At 69.2% G+C, this 18,435-nt stretch carries 19 protein-coding genes and 2 pseudogenes; 15 read left to right on the top strand and 6 right to left on the bottom strand.

Annotated elements, in window-relative coordinates:
* Together MKK63_RS13935 and MKK63_RS13930 are read left to right on the top strand one after the other, a co-directional pair.
* Positions 1 to 123: pseudogene (locus tag MKK63_RS13935) on the top strand (porin family protein); the annotation flags it as partial.
* Between the two features lie 230 nt (positions 124 to 353).
* Entirely contained in the window at positions 354 to 1,109 is a 756-nt protein-coding gene (locus tag MKK63_RS13930; RefSeq protein WP_244002646.1) for a DUF2076 domain-containing protein, read from the top strand.
* Between the two features lie 92 nt (positions 1,110 to 1,201).
* Here the strand turns inward: MKK63_RS13930 and MKK63_RS13925 are convergent, their stop codons facing one another.
* Positions 1,202 to 2,017 (bottom strand): L,D-transpeptidase, encoded by an 816-nt coding sequence (locus MKK63_RS13925; RefSeq protein WP_244002644.1) that lies wholly within the window; start codon positions 2,015 to 2,017, stop codon positions 1,202 to 1,204.
* 290 nt (positions 2,018 to 2,307) lie between these two features.
* Here MKK63_RS13925 and MKK63_RS13920 point away from each other — a divergent pair, with 290 nt between their 5' ends.
* From MKK63_RS13920 to MKK63_RS13895, 6 genes and pseudogenes are all read left to right on the top strand, one after another.
* Positions 2,308 to 3,021 (top strand): protein phosphatase CheZ, encoded by a 714-nt coding sequence (locus MKK63_RS13920; protein ID WP_244002650.1) that lies wholly within the window; start codon positions 2,308 to 2,310, stop codon positions 3,019 to 3,021.
* Between the two features lie 80 nt (positions 3,022 to 3,101).
* Positions 3,102 to 5,168 (top strand): excinuclease ABC subunit UvrC, encoded by a 2,067-nt coding sequence (uvrC, locus tag MKK63_RS13915; RefSeq protein WP_244002642.1) that lies wholly within the window; start codon positions 3,102 to 3,104, stop codon positions 5,166 to 5,168.
* A gap of 73 nt (positions 5,169 to 5,241) precedes the next feature.
* A complete protein-coding gene (gene pgsA / locus MKK63_RS13910; protein WP_244002648.1) occupies positions 5,242 to 5,841 on the top strand; it encodes a CDP-diacylglycerol--glycerol-3-phosphate 3-phosphatidyltransferase in 600 nt (199 codons plus the stop codon).
* Positions 5,842 to 5,889: 48 nt separating this feature from the next.
* Positions 5,890 to 6,141, top strand: a complete 252-nt coding sequence (moaD, locus tag MKK63_RS13905) for a molybdopterin converting factor subunit 1 (protein ID WP_243916139.1) — start codon at positions 5,890 to 5,892, stop codon at positions 6,139 to 6,141.
* 223 nt (positions 6,142 to 6,364) lie between these two features.
* The gene (locus tag MKK63_RS13900; protein WP_244002639.1) at positions 6,365 to 6,595 is read left to right on the top strand and encodes a hypothetical protein; all 231 of its coding nucleotides are present in this window, start codon (positions 6,365 to 6,367) and stop codon (positions 6,593 to 6,595) included.
* A gap of 206 nt (positions 6,596 to 6,801) precedes the next feature.
* Positions 6,802 to 7,790 (top strand): annotated as a pseudogene (locus MKK63_RS13895) (DMT family transporter).
* On the opposite strand, the gene MKK63_RS13890 reads toward MKK63_RS13895, so the two are convergent.
* A complete protein-coding gene (locus MKK63_RS13890) occupies positions 7,763 to 8,539 on the bottom strand; it encodes an SDR family NAD(P)-dependent oxidoreductase (RefSeq protein WP_244002637.1) in 777 nt (258 codons plus the stop codon). The pseudogene MKK63_RS13895 and the gene MKK63_RS13890 sit on opposite strands and share 28 nt — an antisense overlap.
* A 256-nt stretch (positions 8,540 to 8,795) precedes the next feature.
* On the opposite strand from MKK63_RS13890, the gene MKK63_RS13885 reads away from it, so the two are divergent.
* Positions 8,796 to 9,209: a flagellar biosynthesis repressor FlbT gene (locus MKK63_RS13885; RefSeq protein WP_244002635.1), complete on the top strand. Its 414-nt coding sequence runs from the start codon at positions 8,796 to 8,798 to the stop codon at positions 9,207 to 9,209.
* Between the two features lie 12 nt (positions 9,210 to 9,221).
* Here MKK63_RS13885 and flaF read toward each other — a convergent pair whose 3' ends face one another.
* Positions 9,222 to 9,593 carry a flagellar biosynthesis regulator FlaF gene (flaF, locus tag MKK63_RS13880; protein WP_244002633.1) on the bottom strand — a complete coding sequence of 124 codons (372 nt, stop codon included), beginning with the start codon at positions 9,591 to 9,593 and terminating at the stop codon, positions 9,222 to 9,224.
* Between the two features lie 166 nt (positions 9,594 to 9,759).
* Here flaF and MKK63_RS13875 point away from each other — a divergent pair, with 166 nt between their 5' ends.
* Entirely contained in the window at positions 9,760 to 10,005 is a 246-nt protein-coding gene (locus MKK63_RS13875; RefSeq protein ID WP_244002631.1) for a hypothetical protein, read from the top strand.
* On the opposite strand, the gene MKK63_RS13870 is transcribed toward MKK63_RS13875, so the two are convergent.
* The 3 genes from MKK63_RS13870 to MKK63_RS13860 all read right to left on the bottom strand — a co-directional run bounded on the left by MKK63_RS13870 (position 10,006) and on the right by MKK63_RS13860 (position 11,205).
* On the bottom strand, positions 10,006 to 10,146 hold the full coding sequence (locus MKK63_RS13870; protein ID WP_244002629.1) for a hypothetical protein: 141 nt from the start codon (positions 10,144 to 10,146) through the stop codon (positions 10,006 to 10,008). It lies immediately after the preceding gene.
* An 88-nt stretch (positions 10,147 to 10,234) separates the two neighbouring features.
* On the bottom strand, positions 10,235 to 10,570 hold the full coding sequence (locus MKK63_RS13865; protein WP_244002627.1) for a hypothetical protein: 336 nt from the start codon (positions 10,568 to 10,570) through the stop codon (positions 10,235 to 10,237).
* Between the two features lie 125 nt (positions 10,571 to 10,695).
* Positions 10,696 to 11,205, bottom strand: a complete 510-nt coding sequence (locus tag MKK63_RS13860; protein ID WP_244002625.1) for a metallophosphoesterase — start codon at positions 11,203 to 11,205, stop codon at positions 10,696 to 10,698.
* A 193-nt stretch (positions 11,206 to 11,398) separates the two neighbouring features.
* On the opposite strand from MKK63_RS13860, the gene MKK63_RS13855 reads away from it, so the two are divergent.
* From MKK63_RS13855 to MKK63_RS13835, 5 genes are all read left to right on the top strand, one after another.
* Entirely contained in the window at positions 11,399 to 12,118 is a 720-nt protein-coding gene (locus tag MKK63_RS13855; RefSeq protein WP_244002623.1) for a cytochrome c biogenesis CcdA family protein, read from the top strand.
* Positions 12,119 to 12,257: 139 nt separating this feature from the next.
* Positions 12,258 to 14,645 carry a glycosyltransferase gene (locus MKK63_RS13850; RefSeq protein ID WP_244002621.1) on the top strand — a complete coding sequence of 796 codons (2,388 nt, stop codon included), beginning with the start codon at positions 12,258 to 12,260 and terminating at the stop codon, positions 14,643 to 14,645.
* Positions 14,642 to 15,757 (top strand): glycosyltransferase, encoded by a 1,116-nt coding sequence (locus tag MKK63_RS13845; RefSeq protein WP_244002619.1) that lies wholly within the window; start codon positions 14,642 to 14,644, stop codon positions 15,755 to 15,757. The genes MKK63_RS13850 and MKK63_RS13845 overlap by 4 nt, the downstream gene beginning before the upstream one ends.
* Positions 15,758 to 16,119: 362 nt before the next feature.
* Entirely contained in the window at positions 16,120 to 17,508 is a 1,389-nt protein-coding gene (locus MKK63_RS13840; protein WP_244002617.1) for a GumC family protein, read from the top strand.
* The gene (locus MKK63_RS13835; RefSeq protein ID WP_244002615.1) at positions 17,501 to 18,364 is read left to right on the top strand and encodes a WecB/TagA/CpsF family glycosyltransferase; all 864 of its coding nucleotides are present in this window, start codon (positions 17,501 to 17,503) and stop codon (positions 18,362 to 18,364) included. The genes MKK63_RS13840 and MKK63_RS13835 overlap by 8 nt, the downstream gene beginning before the upstream one ends.
* The last annotated feature ends 71 nt before the right edge of the window (positions 18,365 to 18,435 follow it).

The following is an 18,435-nucleotide window of genomic DNA, read 5'->3' as shown; positions in this document are numbered from 1 at the left end:
CAGGGCGCGTTCGTCATCAACGCCGCCAACAACTTCCCGGTCGTCACCAGCGGTGTCGGTCGCCGCTCCGACGAGTTCGCCGTCGTCCGCGCCGGCCTGAACTACAAGTTCGGCTCGTACTAAGACCGAGAATCGGCGCGGTCCCGTCCGCGCCGGTCCTTCGGAGCGTTCATGATCTGTCACGTCGAAGAAGCCCGGTCGCAAGCCGGGCTTCTCGCGTTTCGTCGGGATCATCGGCAAGATCAGATGAAGTTTTCGCAAGGACCCCTGACAAAGCGTCGCCGCGCTCCCATGTCGTGTCAGCCATGCGGCGCGTTCGGGCCCGCGGGTTACGATTCGAGGAGGACGACTCCATGAACAGCGAAGAACGCGACGTCATCTCGGGAATCTTCCAGCGCCTGGAGAAGGCGCAGTCGCAGCCCCGCGACGCGGAGGCCGAGCGCTTCATCGCCGAGAAGATCCGGGCACAGCCCTACGCACCTTACGCGATGGCACAGCTGGTCTACGTGCAGGAAGAAGCGATCAAGAGCCTGAACCAGCAGCTTGAGCAGGCGCGCAGCCAGGGTTCGCAGGCGCAGTCCTCCGGCGGCGGCGGCGGCTTCCTATCGAGCATCTTCGGCGGCGGCAGCCAACGCCAGGAGCCGCAGCCGGGCTACGCGCAGCAGCGCCCGTCCGGTCAGCCCTGGGGCAATGCGGCCCCGCCTCAGCAAGGCTACCCCCAGCAGGGATACCCGCAACAGGGGTATCCGCAGCAGCAGGGCGGTCCGTGGGGCGGCCAGCCGCAGGCTCCGGCGCGCGGCGGCGGATTCCTCGCTTCTGCGCTCCCCATGGCGGCCGGCGCGGCCGGCGGCATGCTGCTCGGCAGCGCCCTCTCGAATGCCTTTGCGGGTGGCCATTCCAGCCTTGGCAGCGCCGCGGCGGCCGGCCTGGGCGGGGGCAGCGGCGAGACGGTCGTCAACAATTACTACGGTGACGGCGGCAACCAGGATCTCGGCTCGGCTCTCGACAACAGCGGCGGGGGCGGCGACTTCCAGGATGCGAGCTTCAGCGATCCGAGCAGCGATTTCGGCGGCGACATGGGCGGCGGCGACGACAGCGACTGGACCTGATCGTCCATTGACGTACGGGCCAAAGGCCCGGTCGTGCTCAGGCACGGCCGGGCCTTTGCTTTTTTGCGGGCAGCGTTGATGCGTGCCAGGTCTCAGAGAACCTCGACGCGCGTTCCCACCGGGACGCGCTCGTACAGATCGATGACGTCGTCGTTCATCATCCGGATGCAGCCCGACGAGACCGACTGCCCGATCGTGGTCGGCTCGTTGGTCCCGTGGATCCGGTAGAGCGAGGAACCGAGATAGAGCGCCCGGGCGCCGAGCGGATTCGCCGGCCCGCCCGCCATGTGGCGCGGCAGGTCCGGACGGCGGGCCAGCATCTCGGACGGGGGTGTCCAATCCGGCCATTCGGCCTTGCGGCTGACGGTCTTCAGACCGCTCCAGGCGAAGCCCGGCCGGCCGACGCCGATGCCGTAGCGCAGGGCGCGCTGCCCAGGCTGCACGAGGTAGAGGTGCTTTCCGGTGGTGTCGATCACGATCGTCCCGGGCCTCTGCCGCCCGGTGAACGCCACCTCTTGGCGCTGATACTCCGCAGACATCGCGCGGGCGATCCGGCCGGGATCGGCCTGGGATGCGCCGTAGGCGGTCGCTTGCGCGGCCCCGTAAGCCTGGGCCGGCGTCGCATAGGCCTGGACCGGTGCCGCGTAGGCTTGCGTCGGATCGAGCTCGGCCGGCAGCAGCTCGCCGGTATAGGGCTCGACCTGCTGCGCGGCCATGGAACGTCGCGGTTGCGCGGCACGCTGCGGCCAAGCCCGGCCGGCGTTGCCTGCGCCGCCGCCGGTGACGAGATACTCGATCAGGCCGCCGCCGTAGCCACCTTCGCTGTAGCGCGCCTGCTGCGCCTGGACGGGTGCGCTCCAGAGCGAGACGGCCGCCGCCGCCCAGAGACACAGTCGAACACCGCGCATCGTAGCCTGCTCCCGAAACCCGGCTTTCCATCCCGGAGCCCGGACGATTGGACCCGCTTTCCCCGAATCAGGTGAACGAACGTGGTGAATCCCGATGCGTCGCCGGTCCTTCCCCGGTTGGCGCGTAGCAGCGTGAATCCGTCGTAAAGTGGCCGTGCTGCCGCTCCCGCACGAAACCTGACCGCTGAGGGGCCCGCCATGCGGCTTAGGGCAAGCTTGGCAGTCACAGTCCGTCAACCGATATGTTAGACACTGGCGCACAGGCACCCTGAACGTTGACGTCCCGGATGATGACCCAGAAGCGCTACCGCATCGAAGACAGCCTCGGGCTTACCGCAGCGCCGCCGCCTTCGGCTGCTCCCGTGGCGAACGAGCGCTTGGAGGAAATCTTCTCCGCCATCCAGGATCTGCGCCGCGTCACGCAGATGAGCGCGAGCGAAACCATCGAAGCCTGCCGGCGCGACCTGCACGAGGCGCTGGCGATGCGCTCCGAGCTGGACGTGATGAAGGAGGCCATCACCCGGACCAAGTCTGAGTTGGCCACTCTCCACCGGACCGAGTACACCGGCAAGGGCATGCGCCGGGCGGCGGACGAGCTCGACGCGGTGGTCGATTCGACCGAGCGCGCCACGACCCAGCTCCTCGGCGCGGTCGAGGAAATCGAGAGTCATGCCGGCATGCTCAACGCGGCGACGCTGCCGCCGGGCATGAAGCAGCACGTCGACGTGATCCTGGAGCGGGTGATCTCGGCCTACGAGGCCTGCAACTTCCAGGATCTGACTGGGCAGCGGATCAACAAGATCGTCGGCGTGATGAAGTTCATCGAGGAGCACCTCGACCGGCTCATCGACACGTGGTCGGAGCTGGACAGCTTCAAGGAACTCATCGCCGTGATGCCGGTCTCGACGGCCCTGGACGACGAGAGCAGCCTGCTCAACGGGCCGAAGCTCGACCACGATATCGGCCACGTCGACCAGAGCGACATCGACTCGCTGTTCGACTGAACCAGCGTCCGCCGGCCGGCACGCCAAATTTATTCGCCGCCCCCGTCCCGCTCGGGGACGGGAAGGCTTAAATCGGAGAGATGAGCCGCAGAGCCCTCTCAGACCTGCCCCCCGACACGTTCGACGACGGCCGCGATGCCGAGCGGGACGAAACCGCCGACGCGCCCGAGGCCGGGACGTCGGACGACACGGCGGCGGAGATCGATTTCGATTTCGAGCCGGGTGCCGTCGAGGCGGGCACCGAGGTGATCCGCCGCTTCTGGTCGACGCTGCCGGGCTCGCCGGGCGTCTACCGGATGTTCGACCATCGCGGCGACGTCCTCTACGTCGGAAAAGCCAAGAACCTGAAGGCCCGCGTCGGCTCCTACGCCCGCGGTCAGGCGCATTCGAACCGCATCGCCCGGATGATCTCGCAGACGGCGGCGATGGAGTTCGTCACCACCGCGACCGAGACCGAGGCGCTGCTGCTCGAAGCCAACCTGATCAAGCAGCTGAAGCCCCGCTTCAACGTGCTGATGCGGGACGACAAGTCGTTCCCCTACATCCTGGTCACCGACGACGGCCCGGCCCCGCAGATCGTGAAGCATCGTGGCGCCCGGCGGCGGAAGGGCAATTACTACGGGCCCTTCGCCAGCGTCTGGGCGGTGAACCGGACCGTGAACGCCCTGCAGCGCGCCTTCCTGCTGCGCACCTGCACCGACAGCTACTACGAGAATCGCACCCGGCCCTGCCTGCTCTATCAGATCAAGCGCTGCTCCGGCCCCTGCACGGGCGAGATCGCGACGGAGGATTACGCCGCGATGGCGGATTCGGCGCGGGCCTTCCTGGCCGGCAAGTCGAATGCCGTGAAGGACCGGATGCGCACCGAGATGCAGGCAGCCTCCGAGACCATGGAGTTCGAGCGGGCCGCCCGCTTCCGTGACCGGATCGCCGCACTCTCGGCGATCCAGGGGGTGCAGGGCGTCAACACCCAGGGTGTGGAGGAGGCCGACGTGTTCGCCCTCGACGATCAGGCCGGGCAGTTCTGCATCGAGGTGTTCTTCTTCCGGAACTTCCAGAACTGGGGCAACCGGGCCTATTTCCCGAAGGCCGACCGGACCATGACGGCCGACGAGGTCCTGGGCTCGTTCATCAGTCAGTTCTACGACGACAAGCCGGCGCCGCGCACGGTTCTGACCAGCCACGCGATCGAGGATGCCGAGCTCGTGGCCGCCGCCCTGTCGAGCCGCGTGGAGTATCGGGTCGAGATCCACCGGCCGTTGCGGGGCGAGCGCAAGAACCTCGTCGATTACGCCCAGCGCAACGCCAAGGAGGCCCTGGCCCGCCGCCTCGCAGACACTGCCTCACAGGGCAAGCTGCTCACGGCTTTGGGCCAAGCCTTCGGCATGGACAAGGCGCCGCGCCGGATCGAGGTCTACGACAACTCGCACATCATGGGCACGAACGCGGTCGGCGGCATGATCGTCGCCGGCCCCACGGGCTTCATGAAGACGCATTACCGCACGTTCAACATCAAGTCCGAGGAACTCACTCCGGGGGACGATTACGGCATGATGCGCGAGGTGCTGCAGCGCCGCTTCAAGCGGCTGGTCAAGGAGGCCCCGCGCACCGCCCAGGAGGCGGAGGTTGCGGCCGCCGAGGGCGGCGCGCCCCAGCCTGTCCCGGCTCTCCCTGAGGAGAGCGAAGCCTTCCCGGCCTGGCCGGATCTCGTGCTCATCGACGGCGGCAAGGGCCAGCTCGACGCTGCCCGGGCGGCCCTCGATGCGGTCGGCGTGACGGACGTGCCGCTGATCGGCGTCGCCAAGGGTCGCGACCGGGATGCCGGACGGGAGACGTTTTTCGTCCCCGGCCGGCCGCCGTTCAAGCTTCCGCCACGCGATCCGACGCTCTACTTCGTGCAGCGACTCCGCGACGAGGCCCACCGCTTCGCCATCGGGACCCACCGGGCCAAGCGCAAACGTGAGATGGTGAGGAATCCCTTGGACGAGATCGCCGGCATCGGCCCGAGCCGCAAGCGCGCGCTGCTGCATCATTTCGGAACCGTCAAGGCGATCGAGCGCGCCGCCTTCGAGGATCTGGCCAAGACCCCCGGCGTGAACGCCGCAACGGCGCGGGCCGTCTACGACTTCTTCCATGCCGGCACCTGAGAACCCCGCCGCCATGGCCGAGCCGAACACAGAGGCGTTGACGCCCAAGCCGGGCTCTGATTTCACCCCGACGATGAACGCCGTCCTTCCCCGACGACGGTCGCCGGCCTGGACGCTCGCGAACTGCCTGACCTACGGGCGCCTCGTCGCGGTACCGGTGATGGTCGCGCTGCTGTTCTGGCCTGAATCCCACACCGCCCGGTGGACGGCGCTGGGGGTGTTCGTCGTGGCCGCGATCACCGACTACCTGGACGGGTATGTCGCGCGGACCTACCACCAGAGCTCGGCGCTCGGCCGGATGCTCGATCCGATCGCCGACAAGCTGCTGGTCTCGGCATGCCTGCTGATGCTGGCGGCCGACCACACCATCATAGGCTCCAGCGTCTGGGCGGCGATCGTCATCCTGTGCCGCGAGGTGCTGGTCTCCGGCCTGCGGGAATATCTGGCTGAGCTGAAGGTCGGCGTGCCGGTGAGCAAGATCGCCAAGTGGAAGACGACCGTGCAGCTCGTGGCGCTCGGCTTCCTCGTCGCCGGCCCGGCCGGCGAGACGGTGCTGCCGGGGACGGAGCGGATCGGCATCGCGCTGCTGTGGCTTGCCGCCGTGCTCACGATCTGGACCGGCTGGGACTATATGCGGGCCGGGATCAAGCACGTCATCGACGACCCGCGCTGACGGGCCGGACTGCGCTTCCCGTCCCCTCACGCGTTACGGTGTGATCCGATGAAGCTCGTCTATTTCGCCTGGGTCCGTGAGCGGATCGGTCGGCCCGAGGAAGAGCTGACGCCGCCGCCGGCGGTCGGCACCGTGGCCGATCTCGTCACATGGCTTCGCGGGCGCGGCGAGGAATACGCCTACGCGTTCGAAGATCCGGGCGTGGTGCGCGCCGCCATCGACCGGGTCCATGCCAAGCCGGATGCGGTGATCACAGGCGCACGCGAGATCGCCTTCTTCCCGCCGATGACGGGCGGCTGAGGGTCGGCGTCGGTCTCGGCACCGGTAGTCTTCGCGGAGTTGCGCCAGCCATGGCCCCGGCGCCTATGGCGCCGTCGCTCCGGCTGTCCCCCATGCCGAACGGCACGCGGACCGAGCCAAGTTGTCTACGGGTTCGGTCCGTTTCACAGGCGTCTCAATCGGCGGAACGCTTAAGCTGCGATTGCCGTTACTCGGTGCCGAATTCCGGTCCTGGAGTCCCAGAATGCGCACTGCACTGCTCGCCACCGCCGCTCTGTTGAGTGTCTGCGCCTCCGCGCAGGCGCAGACCACGGTCATCGAACGCGACCGCCCCGCCGTCGTCGTCGATCGCCCGGCCACCGAGTCGAAGTCCGTCACCGTCCACGACCATGGCGACGGCTGTGTCACCAAGACGGTGCGCAAGGAGAACGACATGGGTGATTCCAAGACGGTGAAGAAGGAGTCGTGTGACTGAGGCACGGTTCGGCGCCGCGGCGGTTTCCGCCCGGCGCCCCAGATCGAGCTCATCGTAAAGGACCGCCACGCCACGGCGGGCGGTCTCCGGCAATGTCTTCGACGGAATTCGAGCGCCAGAACCGCGTTGCGACGCCGATTGGCCAAGCCTCAAGCTTGCTCCGAACCAATCGAAGACTCGCCCTGCCGGCAACCGGCACACATAGGATGACGGCGACCGAGTGGGCGATGCTTGCCGGCCTTTCGATCCTCTGGGGCGGCTCGTTCTTCTTCACCCACGTCGCGCTCGCCGCCCTGCCGCCATTCACATTGGTCGCCCTGCGGGTCGGACTCGCTGCCCTCGCGCTCAACCTCGTCCCGGCACTGAGCGGAACGCGCCTCCCGCACGCACGGACGATCTGGGTGGCCTTCCTGGGTATAGGCCTCCTGAACAACGCCGTGCCATTCAGCCTCATCGTCTGGGGACAGACGCAGATCGCCTCCGGGCTCGCCGCGATTCTCAACGCCACGACACCACTCTTCACCGTCGCGATGGCGCATTGGACGACGACCGACGAGCGGATGACCGGCCATCGGCTCGCGGGCGTCGTGATCGGCTTCATCGGCGTGGCCGTGATGGTCGCCCGGACGCGTTGTCAGGCCTCGGCAGCACGGTCCTGGCGCAACTCGCGGTGCTCGGCGCCGCCCTGTCGTACGGGGGCGCCAGCATGTTCGGCCGGCGCTTCAGGCGGATGGCGGTTCCACCCCTGACGGTGGCGACCGGTCAGGTCACCGCATCCTCGCTGCTGATTCTGCCCATCGCGCTGGTGGTCGACCGCCCGTGGACCCTGACGATGCCCGGCCCGACCGTCTGGTGCGCAGTGCTCGGCGCGGCGCTGCTGTCCACGGCCCTGACCTACATCGTGTTCTTCCGTGTCCCGGCGACGGCCAGAGCGACCAACATCTCCCTCGTCACCTTCCTGATCCCGGTTTCGGCGATCCTGCTCGGCGCCCTCGCCCTGGGCGAGCGCCTCGACCCCCACCATATCGTCGGCATGGCGTTGATCGCCGCCGGGCTTGCAGCGATCGACGGGCGTATCCTCGATTGCCGGATCCGCCTCACCTTTCCGCGCGCGGCACCCCGATACGGACCGGATCGGGATCGCGACGGCGCCGCGGCGGCACGCGATCAGCGCCAGCCGGCATCCACGAAATAACCGTGCCCCGTGCACATCCGTGCATCGTTCGAGGCCAGGAACAGCACCAGAGCGGCGACGTCGGCGGGCTGGATCCGCCCGTCGAGGCATTGCGCCGCGACGATCTCGGCCTCGCCCTCCGGCGTGTACCACTTCTCCTGGCGCGGGGTCTGGACGTTGCCGGGCACGATGGTCGCCACCCGGATGCCGTCGCGGCCGAGATCGCGGGCGAGCGCCCGGGTCATCCTCTCGATCGCGGCCTTGGCGGTCTGGTAGACCGGCATGTTCTTCGAGCCCAGGTGCCAGCTGATCGAGCCGAAATTCAGGATCACCCCGCCGCCGGCTTTCCGCATGCCCGGCACGGCCGCTTGGGCGGTGAAGAACAGGTGGCGCAGGTTCACGGCCATCCGGTCGTCCCAATAGGCCGGTGTCACCTCGTCGAGGCTATGACGGTCGTCATTGCCGGCGTTGTTCACCAGAACGTCCAGACCGCCCAGGGCCGCTTCGGCCTCGGCCACGAGGCGGCGGACCGCCTCGACGTCGGTCAAATCGCAACGCCGATAGAGCGGTGCGTGCGCTGCCGCCGGGGCGAGACGCGCGACCAGCGCGGCGGCGGCATCGTCCGCGATGTCGCAGAAGACCACGCGGGACCCCTGCCCCACGAAAGCCTCCACGAGCCCGGCCCCAATTCCGGACGCGCCACCGGTCACCAACACGCGTTTGTTCCTGAGGCTCGGATATAGGGCGCGGCCCTCGGACGATGCCGACATCAGACGATTCCTCCCAATACGCCCGTGACCGGACGGGAACTTGTCTGAGTTTTTAGCATGCGGGCTGCGCCTCGCAATGCGGACGTTCTGTCGGCGGGTTCGTGAAACGTTAACGACTGACAAATCAGAACAGCGTGTCGCCCCGAGCCGATCTCGGTCGCATCACGATCAAGGGCGGCGCCAGGCCGTTGCTTCGACACGCTCTCACCGCCGGACCTTCAGCGACGGTGGTCAGCGCTCCAGAAAGGACAGCGCGATGCCCCTGCGTCTGGAACTCAAGCCGTTCGAGCGGCTGATCATCAACGGCGCTTTGCTGCGCAACGGCGACCGGCGCTCCACCTTCCTGATCGAAACGCAGTGCAAATTCCTGCGCGAGAGCGAGATCATCACGGAGAGCGAGGCCGACACGGCCTGCAAGCAGCTCCATCTGACGCTGACGGTGATCTACCTCGCCGATGATCCGGCGCAGGGGACGGATCTGTTCTTCCGCCAAGCCACCGACCTGATCCGTCAATTCCCGGCGGCTGCGCCACAGATCGCGGCAATCGTCGAACAGCTCGAGGCCGGCGAATATTACCGCGCGCTCAAGCTAAGCCGCCGATTGGTCGAATGGGAAAGCGCGGGCCGGACGCCCTCGACGGAGCATCCGGCACCTGCAGAGGCTCCGTAAAAGCCGCCCGGCTCAGCCCGGATTGCCCTGGAGGCCGGCAGCCACGTGGTTGTTGATCGAGACGAGGGTCGCGATCTTGTCCGGGGTCGGCGCGATCATCGTGTCGAGGCAGCTTTGCAGCACGAACGCCCCAAGGCGCCCGACACCCTGCTTCACATCGACGGGAAGCGGATTCTGGTCCGCCGTGGCCTCCGAGCTCAGAAGTGTCCAGACGCGCTGGTTGTACGACAACGCGTCATTGACGCGGGCGTGTTCTCCGGCGGCGAGGGCTTGGCTGGCACCGATCAGCCGCTGCGCAGCCTTCAGCAGAAGCTGGGATTCAGCTTCGCGGGGCGTCAGCGCGCTGTGGGCGGTACGGGCGTAAGCATTGGCGGCTGTGTTCATCGGCGGTGCGGACCCCGGATCAATCCTGCCAGCAAGGCAGGCTTGGCCATAGCTCTCGCAGATCAGGAGTTAAGACGGCGTGAGCGGCAGGTCGGCCATGATAACGCCGGGTTGGACAACGAACACACAGTGTGGCCTGAGAAGCCGGCCCCGGATCACCGCGACGATGTTGAATTTCTTTTTCGGAACCGTGGCCGGTGGTCTCATCGTCGGTGTACTGACGATCGCGGCCGCCCGGCAACCGGAGGTTCAGGCGCGCTTGGGCCTGAGACCGGTCTTGCCGCCGATGACCCTGGCAGCGGCGCCGAAGGCACCTGAGCCGGATTGCGGCCGGCGTCAGGAGGCGGCTCCGAACGGGGCGGCTCAGGAAATCCTCTTCAACCGCCAGCGCTTCTGGTCGGTCTCGCCGTGATCAGAGCGCACCGATCAGTACCAAGAGCATCGTCGTCGCAACGGTGGTACTGACGAAACCGCACAGGGCAGCGGCGAAGGACGGACCCGTCCGGACGGCGGACGGCTCGATCGCGGCGGTCGACAGGGTGGCAGGGGTCATCGGCGCAAAACCTTGAAGGCGACATGCGTCGCGCATGACGGGACGTTGCTGCGAACGCGGGCAGCTTGAAGTGCGCGAGCGCACCCGGTCAGTCGCAGCGGTTGATTTTCTTGGCGATCCGCAGGCCGCGCAGCTCGCTCCGCAGGTCGATCGCTACGATGCCCTCGCCGCATTGCTCGAATGCGTCACGGGCATCGTCGTAGCGGTCGCCGACTTCATCGAGCGTGTCGCAGACACGATCGTGGTTGCCGAGCCGCGCTTCCTGGCGTGCCTGGAAGCGCAGGGCATTCGCCTCATCGACCTTACGCTGCGCCTCCAGACAGGCCGGCAGGGCCAGCGCCGCGGAGGTCAGGGCTAGGCTGGCCAGCAGGCCGGCCGAGGGGCCGGCGAGGCGGCGAAGAAGAGCAGCCGTCCTGGCTCTCACTGTTACACTCACGCACACGTTGCAGGGCAGGCCGAACGGGCACTGCCGGGTTGCCGGGGCAGCGCATGACCACCCCGTCTCTGTGGGCAAAAACGGTGAAGCTGCGGTGAAGGTTCCGGCCGAAATCAGCGCTTTCCCCGCGAGCGTGACGTGAGGATTGCGGGGAGCCTCACCGGCGCCGGGCCCATCGGATCGACGCCGACATCGTACTGCTTGGGCATCGGCTTGAGCTTGCCGTGGCTGTGACCGTGGAGGTTGAGCGCGCCCTTGCTCATCCCGTTCCACGTGCGAAACGCGTAGTGGCAGAGCACCACCATCCGGCCCTCGACGGCGAATTCCGCGTAGTGGCGCACCGAGGCCCAGCCGGGCGCCGCGAGGGTGTCTGGCCCGTCGTTGTTGCCGACGATCAGGTGCTTCTCGCCATTGAGGCTGTCGAGGATTTCCCGGATCCGCGGGCCGCTCGGGCCGAGGGCGAAATCGCCGAGGTGCCAGACGGTGTCGCTGGGCGCCACCGCGGCGTTCCAGGCCGCGATCAGGCCGGCATCGTGGGCGTCAAGGTCGGGATAGGGCCTGTGATCGAAGCGCAGGGCGCGTGAATCACCAAAATGCGTGTCGCCCGTGAAGAAGTTGGTCACCGTTCGGCTCCCCTGCGGCCAAGGCGCGATCCGCGCCTGGACGGCAGCCGAAGCACGCTGTCCGCGGCCGAGTTCCCAAGAAGCCCTGGCAAGAGACCGTAACACGTGGCCGTGATGCGCGGGCGCGTTGACGGCGGATCCGGCGGCGGCGAAGCCTGCCGGCAACGACCATCATCTCGGAAGGACGCGGTTTATGCTTGGAACGGTGGCTTTCGCGTTCCTGGCCGGGCTGCTGTCGGTGCTGTCGCCCTGCGTGTTGCCGCTCGTGCCGATCGTCCTCGGCACCGCGGCGGCGGAGCACCGGCTCGGACCGCTCGCCCTGGCGACGGGGCTCGCGATCGCCTTCACGATCATCGGCCTGTTCGTGGCGACTGTCGGCTTCGCCATCGGCCTGGATGGCGACGTATTCCGCTCCGCCGGGGCGATCCTGATGATCGGGATGGGAATCGTGCTGATGCTGCCGCGTCTCCAGGCCCGGGTCGCGACTGCGGCGGGTCCGGTCGGCGCCTGGGCCGAGGCGCGCTTCGGCGGCGTCGGCCCGGGTGGCCTGTCCGGCCAGTTCACTGTTGGCCTGCTGCTCGGTGCCGCCTGGAGCCCCTGCGTCGGCCCGACCCTCGGCGCCGCGTCGCTGATGGCGGCCCGGGGCGAGCATCTCGGAAGCGTCGCGCTGACGATGCTCGCCTTCGGAATCGGAGCCGCCCTGCCGCTGATGCTGCTGGGCTTCGCCTCCCGCGGGGCCCTGATGCGCTGGCGCGGCGGGATCGCGGCGGCCGGCCGGACCGCGAAGGCAGGTCTCGGCGTGCTGCTCGTCGTGCTCGGGCTGCTCGTGCTGACCGGGCTCGACAAGCGCGCGGAGTCGGTCATCGTCGCGGCCTCGCCGGACTGGCTCACCGCGGTCACGACGCGCTACTGACGGGAGCCCGCGCCACCATCACCCTGCTGAACCGGATGGGCCCGGATCTCGCCGCCGAGCCCGCCGTGCACGCGCTCACAGACGTGACCGGCTTCGCGGCATCCTCGGCCACGGCCTCGAACTCGCCCGGGACGCCGGCTTGACCTTCCGGCTCGCGGCCGATGCGCTGCCGTGGGCGGCGGCGCTGGCGCAGCAGCGCTTCGTCACCGGCGCTTCACACCGAAACCGGGCCGCGATCGGCGCCGAAATCGACCTGCCCGCCAATCGTCCGGAGCGGCGACGCCACCTGCTCACCGATCCAAAGATCTCCGGGACCTGTGCGGCCGGCCGGGCGGACGCGATCCTGGCCCGCATCCGCGAAAGCGGGTACCCGGCCGCCGCCCGGATCGGCCGGATGGAGGCGGGTCCGGCCCGAATCCACGTGGAAGCCCGACACGCGGCGTCCCGACAGCGGAACGCCCTCACCCGAGAAGAACTGCGAGAAGCAATCTTCAACATTCGCGTTCAGGGTGCGGCCGGAGACGATACCCGCGCCGCCCGAGCCGCCTTGCCCGACGCCTCTCCCCCCTCGCCGCCTGCCCACGGCATCGCCGGCTGGCCGTTCGGCCCGGCCGTCACAGGCGCTGCCCGGCCCGCCTCGCTGCCCGACGGGCGGCCTTGGCCCCGGATCCGCGTCGTCACCGTGGTACGGGTTGGAGCGGAGCTTGGTGAGACCGTCGCCTCGGTGCTGCGCCAGGACTACCCCGAGGTCCGGCACGATCTGGTCACGACCGGAGACGCCGGCCCGGCCGTCGCGCGGATCCTGGCCGATCCGACCGTCGATCATCTGCTCTGGCTCGATGCCGGCGATCTCCTCGCCCCCGGCGCGTTGATCGCCCTCGCTTTGGATGCGGCGCTGACGGGGGCCGACGCGGTGGCGGGCCTGCGCGTCCTGTTCGACACGGAGGTCCAGGGCCTCGACGGCCCGGCTTTCGCGGCGGGACCGGGGGGGACCGCCTCCATGAGCGGCTCCGTGCTTTGGGCACGCGGATGCCTCGACGCGACCGCAATGATCGACGCCGACGGGCTGTTCGACGACGCCGCGATATGGTTCGCAATCCCGGAAGACGCCCGCCACTCCATCGGCCGCCCGGTCCTGCTCCACAGGCTCGCGGCGACCGCGATACCACCACGCGGCCTGTCCATCGTCTCGCTGACGGGAACCGGGACGCAGGGCGGGGCCGGCGTGGCGCAGCGGCGCCTCGCCGAAGCGCTCGCCCTCGCGGGCCACCGTCTCACCCCGGTCGCACTGAGCGACCGCCCCGAGGCGGCCGAGTGGACCGACACCTTCCCGCAGGCCGAGGCAGAAATCGCGGCATCTGCACCCGATCTCGTCCTCGTCGGCAACCTGCACGGGGCGACCCGCAGCCTCGACGTGGTCGCCCGCCTCAGCCGGCGTGGTCCGGTCGCCCTCGTGCTGCACGACCTGTTCCCGCTGACCGGCCGGTGCTGCCACCCCCGCGAATGCGGCCGTGCCGCGCTCGGCTGCGATGCCGCCTGCCCGTGTCCGGACGAATACCCGCAACTCGCCCCCGGCCGGATCGCCGACATGCATGCCCGCAAGCGCACGGCGCTGGCCGGCCCCGCAGGTCCATGGATGCTCGCGAATTCCGACTGGACGCTGGCGCACGCCCGGGACCTCGCGCCCCCCGGCGCCGTGGCGGAGCCGATCCGGCTCGCCTTCCCGACCGCCGTGTTCCGCCCAGGCGATCGCGCGGCGTTGCGCCGCCGACTCGGCCTGCCGCCCGACGACGTGTTGATCCTGATTTCCGCCGTGATCGTCGATGGGCCCGATAAGGGTTTCGACGACCTGCGCGCCGCGCTTCAAGCCGTGGCGCGGCCGGGGGTGGGTGTGGTGGCGATCGGCCGGCTCGACAATCCCGCGCGGCTCGGGCTCGCCAACCTGTTCGCGCCGGGTCTGATCGCCGACGAGGAGACGCTGGCCGCGTGGTACGGCGCGTGCGATCTGCACGTCACTGCCAGCCGTCACGAGACCCTCGGGCAGACGCCGATCGAGGCCGGCCTGTGCGGCGTGCCGACCCTGGCCTACCGCACCTCCGGCCTGACCTCCTCGGTGATCGACGGCGTGTCGGGTCGCCTTGTCCCCGTGAGACCCGGCGCCCTCGCCGAGGCCCTGGCGGCGCTGGTGGATGATCCGGAGACGCGCGCCCGGCTCGGCGCCTTCGCGCGCATCGCCCTGGAGAGTCGCTACAGCCCGGGCGCTGCCGCCCTGTCGCTGGAGGCGGTCTTCCGGCGGCACGGGCTCCGGGATGCGGCGGCAGGACCGCATTTCGCGCCCGCAATGCTCGGTCACTTCCCCTTCGCGGCCGCACGGCAGGCGGGCGCCGCCGGGACCGTGCCGGCGGCCTCGCGGCCCCTCGTGCGCCGCCTGCGGCGTGCCAAGCAGATGGTTCTCGGGCGCCGGATGCCCCTCCTCGTGCGCCGCTGCCTCTACCTCGCGGGTCGCCTGCGCCGGAGCCTGCCATGACGGTGCGGCCCGACGACGCGACCGCCGGCCGGATCCGGCGGATCTACCTCGACCAATCCCATCTGCGCGGCCATGTCACCGGGATCGAGCGGGTCACCCTCGACCTGTTCGCCCCGGACACGCTGGCGCCGCACGCGGTCCGGGCCATCACCAGCCGATCGCTGCCGGGCATGATCGCCGCGCAGCACCTCGCGCTGCCCCTGCATGCTCTTCGGGACCGGGACGCGCTGTTCCTGTTCCCGGGCTTTCCGCCGGGCCCGCTCTGTGCATTGGCGGCCGAGCGCTGCCTGCTCTACGTGCATGACACCTTCCTCCTCACCCGGCCGGAGGATCTCAGCCTGCGCAGCCGGCTCTACATGAGCCCGAGCTTCGCCCTGGCCCTGCGCTGGTGCCCGAACCTGTTCGTCAACAGCCGGACCACCGGCGTGGCCGTGCGCGCCGTCTGCGCGCCGCGCGCCCGCGTCGCGCTGCTTCGCCCGCCGGTGCGCGACGCGTTCGGCCTCGGCGACCTGCCGGGGCCGGCTCCCTACGGGCCGGGCGACACGCTGCGCCTCCTCGCCATCGGGACCATCGAGCCGCGGAAGAACTACCCGGCCGCCCTGGCCCTCACGGCGGCGCTGAACCGCGCCGGGATCCAAGCGGAACTGCATCTCGTCGGCCGGATCGGCTGGGGCCGTCACGGCTTCCTGGACGATCCGCCACCGTTCCTGCATCGGCACGGCTATCTGTCGGACGCCGAACTGCGCGGCCTCGCGGCGGCGTGCCATGTCCTGGTGTCGACCTCGAAGGCGGAGGGGCTCGGCCTGCCGCTGCTGGAGGTGCAGCATGGCGGCCTGCCGGTGGTGGCGCCGGACGACGCGGTGTTCCGCGAGGTTCTGGGTCGCTCCGGCCTGCTGATCCGGCCAGAGGCGCCGGACGCGGCGGCCCGAACGCTGATGGATTGGATCGCCGCGGGCGGCCTGATCGGCGCGGCCGAACTCAGCCGGACCAACGTGGCACGCTGGAATGCGGCGGCGGCCGAGGACGGAGTGCGCTTCCGCCGGTTCCTCGCAGGCGACGCCGCGGCCTATTCTGCCCCGGCCTCGATCGTCGCCGATCACGGCGACGTGTGAGGTCCGTACGTAGTCCCCGGCGGCCCCGCGGCTTTGATCGCCATAAAGGTGCGGCAGTTTACGTCGTCTCTCACCACGTCATCTACAGGCTTTCAGTCGCCGCGGACGGTTCAAGGTGAGATTACTTTAGCGGTACACCGATTGCTGCCGTACCATCGAAGACACTGCCCACGGCGGGGTCCTGTCCCGAATCGGTACGAAGCTGATCGGAACGGGGACAGACGACCGGGACGGTGGACGACCGATCCGTCTCAGAGGGTCAGGGAGCGAGGCGTATGTTCGACTTCTCGACACGAATAAGTGGTGAGCAACCCATCCGGATTGTGCTTCCGGAGGTCACGCCCCGCAACGACCCGAAGGTAATGCTGCGACGCCTGTGGCGCGGCCGCAGCTTCATCGTGCTGAGCACCCTGTTCATGGTCGCGGTCGCGATCGCGGTGCTCGGCCTGCTCCCGCCGCGCTACACGTCCAGCATCCAGATCCTCGTGGATCCGAGCGATCTGCGGGTCGTCGAGAACGACGTGAACGCCCGTCAACCGCAGGCCGACAGCGGCGTCTCGATCGCCGAGAGCCAAGTGCGGGTGATCCAGTCCGACAACGTGCTCCGCCGGGTGATCGCGCGGCTGCACCTCGATCAGGACGAGGAATTCGTGCTGCCGGACGGCGACAGCCCGACGCTGAACTGGATCAAGGGCGCGCTCGGCATGCTGCCGCCACCCGGAAGCCGGAACCCGGTCAACATCGCCCTCGATACGCTCCAGAACCGGCTCAGCGTCCGGCGGGCCGAGCGGACCTTCGTGATCGATGTCTCCGTCCAGTCCCGCGATCCCGAGAAGGCCGCGCAGATCGCCAACGCCATCGGCAATGCCTACTTCGCCGAGGAGGCCTCGGCCCGGACCGACACCGCCCGCCGCGCCTCGGATGCCCTCGCGGGCCGCCTCGCCAGCCTCAAGCGGGACGTCGAGCAGGCCGAGGGTGCGGTCGTGCGCTATCGCGAGGATCACAAGCTCGTGGCGTCGAGCGGGCGGTTGCTCACCGATCAGCAGCTCGGCGACTTGAATCAGCAGCTCGTCACCGCCGCGATCAAGACCGCGGAAGCGAAGGAGCGGCTCGATCAGGCGCGCAAGATGCGCTCGTCGGATCCGAGCACCGCCCTGCCCGAGATGCTGCAATCGCTGGAGATGCAGGCGCTGCGTCAGCAATACGCCACGCTGTCCCGCAACACCGCCGAGCTGGCGACCCGGCTCGGCGAGCGTCATCCGGCCATGGCCGAGCAATACGCCCAGCAGCGTGACCTTCAGCGCCTGATCCAGCGTGAGAAGGAGCGGATCATCGACACCACCCAGAAGGATTACGACCGGGCCGCCGCCAGCGAGGCCGCGATCCGGGGGAGCCTCGACCGGGTCAAGACCGAGACGGTGTCGAGCGACCGGGCCTATGTCGGCCTGCGCGAGCTGGAGCGGACGCTCGAAGCCCGCCGGGGCGTCTACGAGGCCTACCTGAAGCGCGCCCGCGAGGCGAGCGAGCAGGAGCGGCTCAACACCACCAACGTGCGGATCATCTCGGTGGCGACGCCCGCCCGCCAGCGGACCTTCCCGCCGTCGCCGAAGATCGTGCTGCCGCTGGCCCTGGTGCTCGGTCTGCTCATGGGCGGCGGCATCGCCCTTATGCTCGGCGCCGACAGCGACCGTCGCCGTTCGCAGCGTGCCGCGCCGCGCCCGGCCGCGAGCTTCCGAGCCGCCGATGCGTAATCTCGGGCGGCTCGGACTCAATCTGGAAGCGGCGGACCCGCTTCCACGGGAGGTGCGTAGCGCACGGTCGCCCACCGCCCTGCTCCCCGGCTCGGCCCTGCCCGGCGCAACTGTCGAGCTGTTCGACCTGCGCTTCCAGACCGGCAGCGCCGAATCCATCGTGGCCGCGGTGGCGGCCCGGCCGGACGACGGCCCTCGGATGATCGTGACCGCCAATGTCGATCACATCGTCCAGCTCAGCACGGACACGGCCTTTCGCGGCGCCTACAGCCGGGCGGCCGCCCGGACACTCGATGGGATGCCGCTGGTCTGGCTGGCGCGGGCGGCCTGCCGCCGGCCGGTCCACCGGGTGACCGGTCACGACCTGATGGGCTGCGTGATGGCCGATCCGCCCGCCTTCGCCCGGCGGATCTTCCTGGTCTCTGCCCGCCAGGACGCGGCGGACGCGCTCGCGGCCCGGCTGCGGGACAGGGGCCTTCCGGATGGGGCGGTGGCGAGCGCGGTTCCGCCCTTCGGCTTTGAGGCCGATCCGGACTACAGCGCAGCCCTCGCGGCGCAGATCCGGGCCCACGGGACAACGCTGCTGGTGATGGGCGTCGGGGCACCGAAGTCCGAGATCTGGATCGACCGGCACCGGGCCAAGCTCGGCAACCCGGTGGTGTTCTGCATCGGCGACGCGCTGAACGTGGCGGCGGGGTACCTGACACGCGCCCCGGGGCTGATGCAGCGCCTGGGCCTCGAATGGATCTTCCGCTTCCTTCAGGCACCGCGACGTCTGTTTCGGCGCTACTTCATCAAGTCCTGGCGCTTCATCGGCATCGTTGCCCGAGGCCGGCTGGTGGATCGCGGGGGTTGAACGGATCCGTCTCCTCGGGGGCCGTTTCCGGAAGCTGAGCGTCCGGATACAACCGCGTTCTGCTCTCCCCC

Origin of the sequence: Methylobacterium sp. J-088 (genome assembly GCF_022829295.1) — a bacterium.
Lineage (GTDB): Bacteria > Pseudomonadota > Alphaproteobacteria > Rhizobiales > Beijerinckiaceae > Methylobacterium.
The sequence above is the reverse complement of the archived record's forward strand: the minus strand, read 5'-3'. Positions and strand labels throughout refer to the sequence as shown.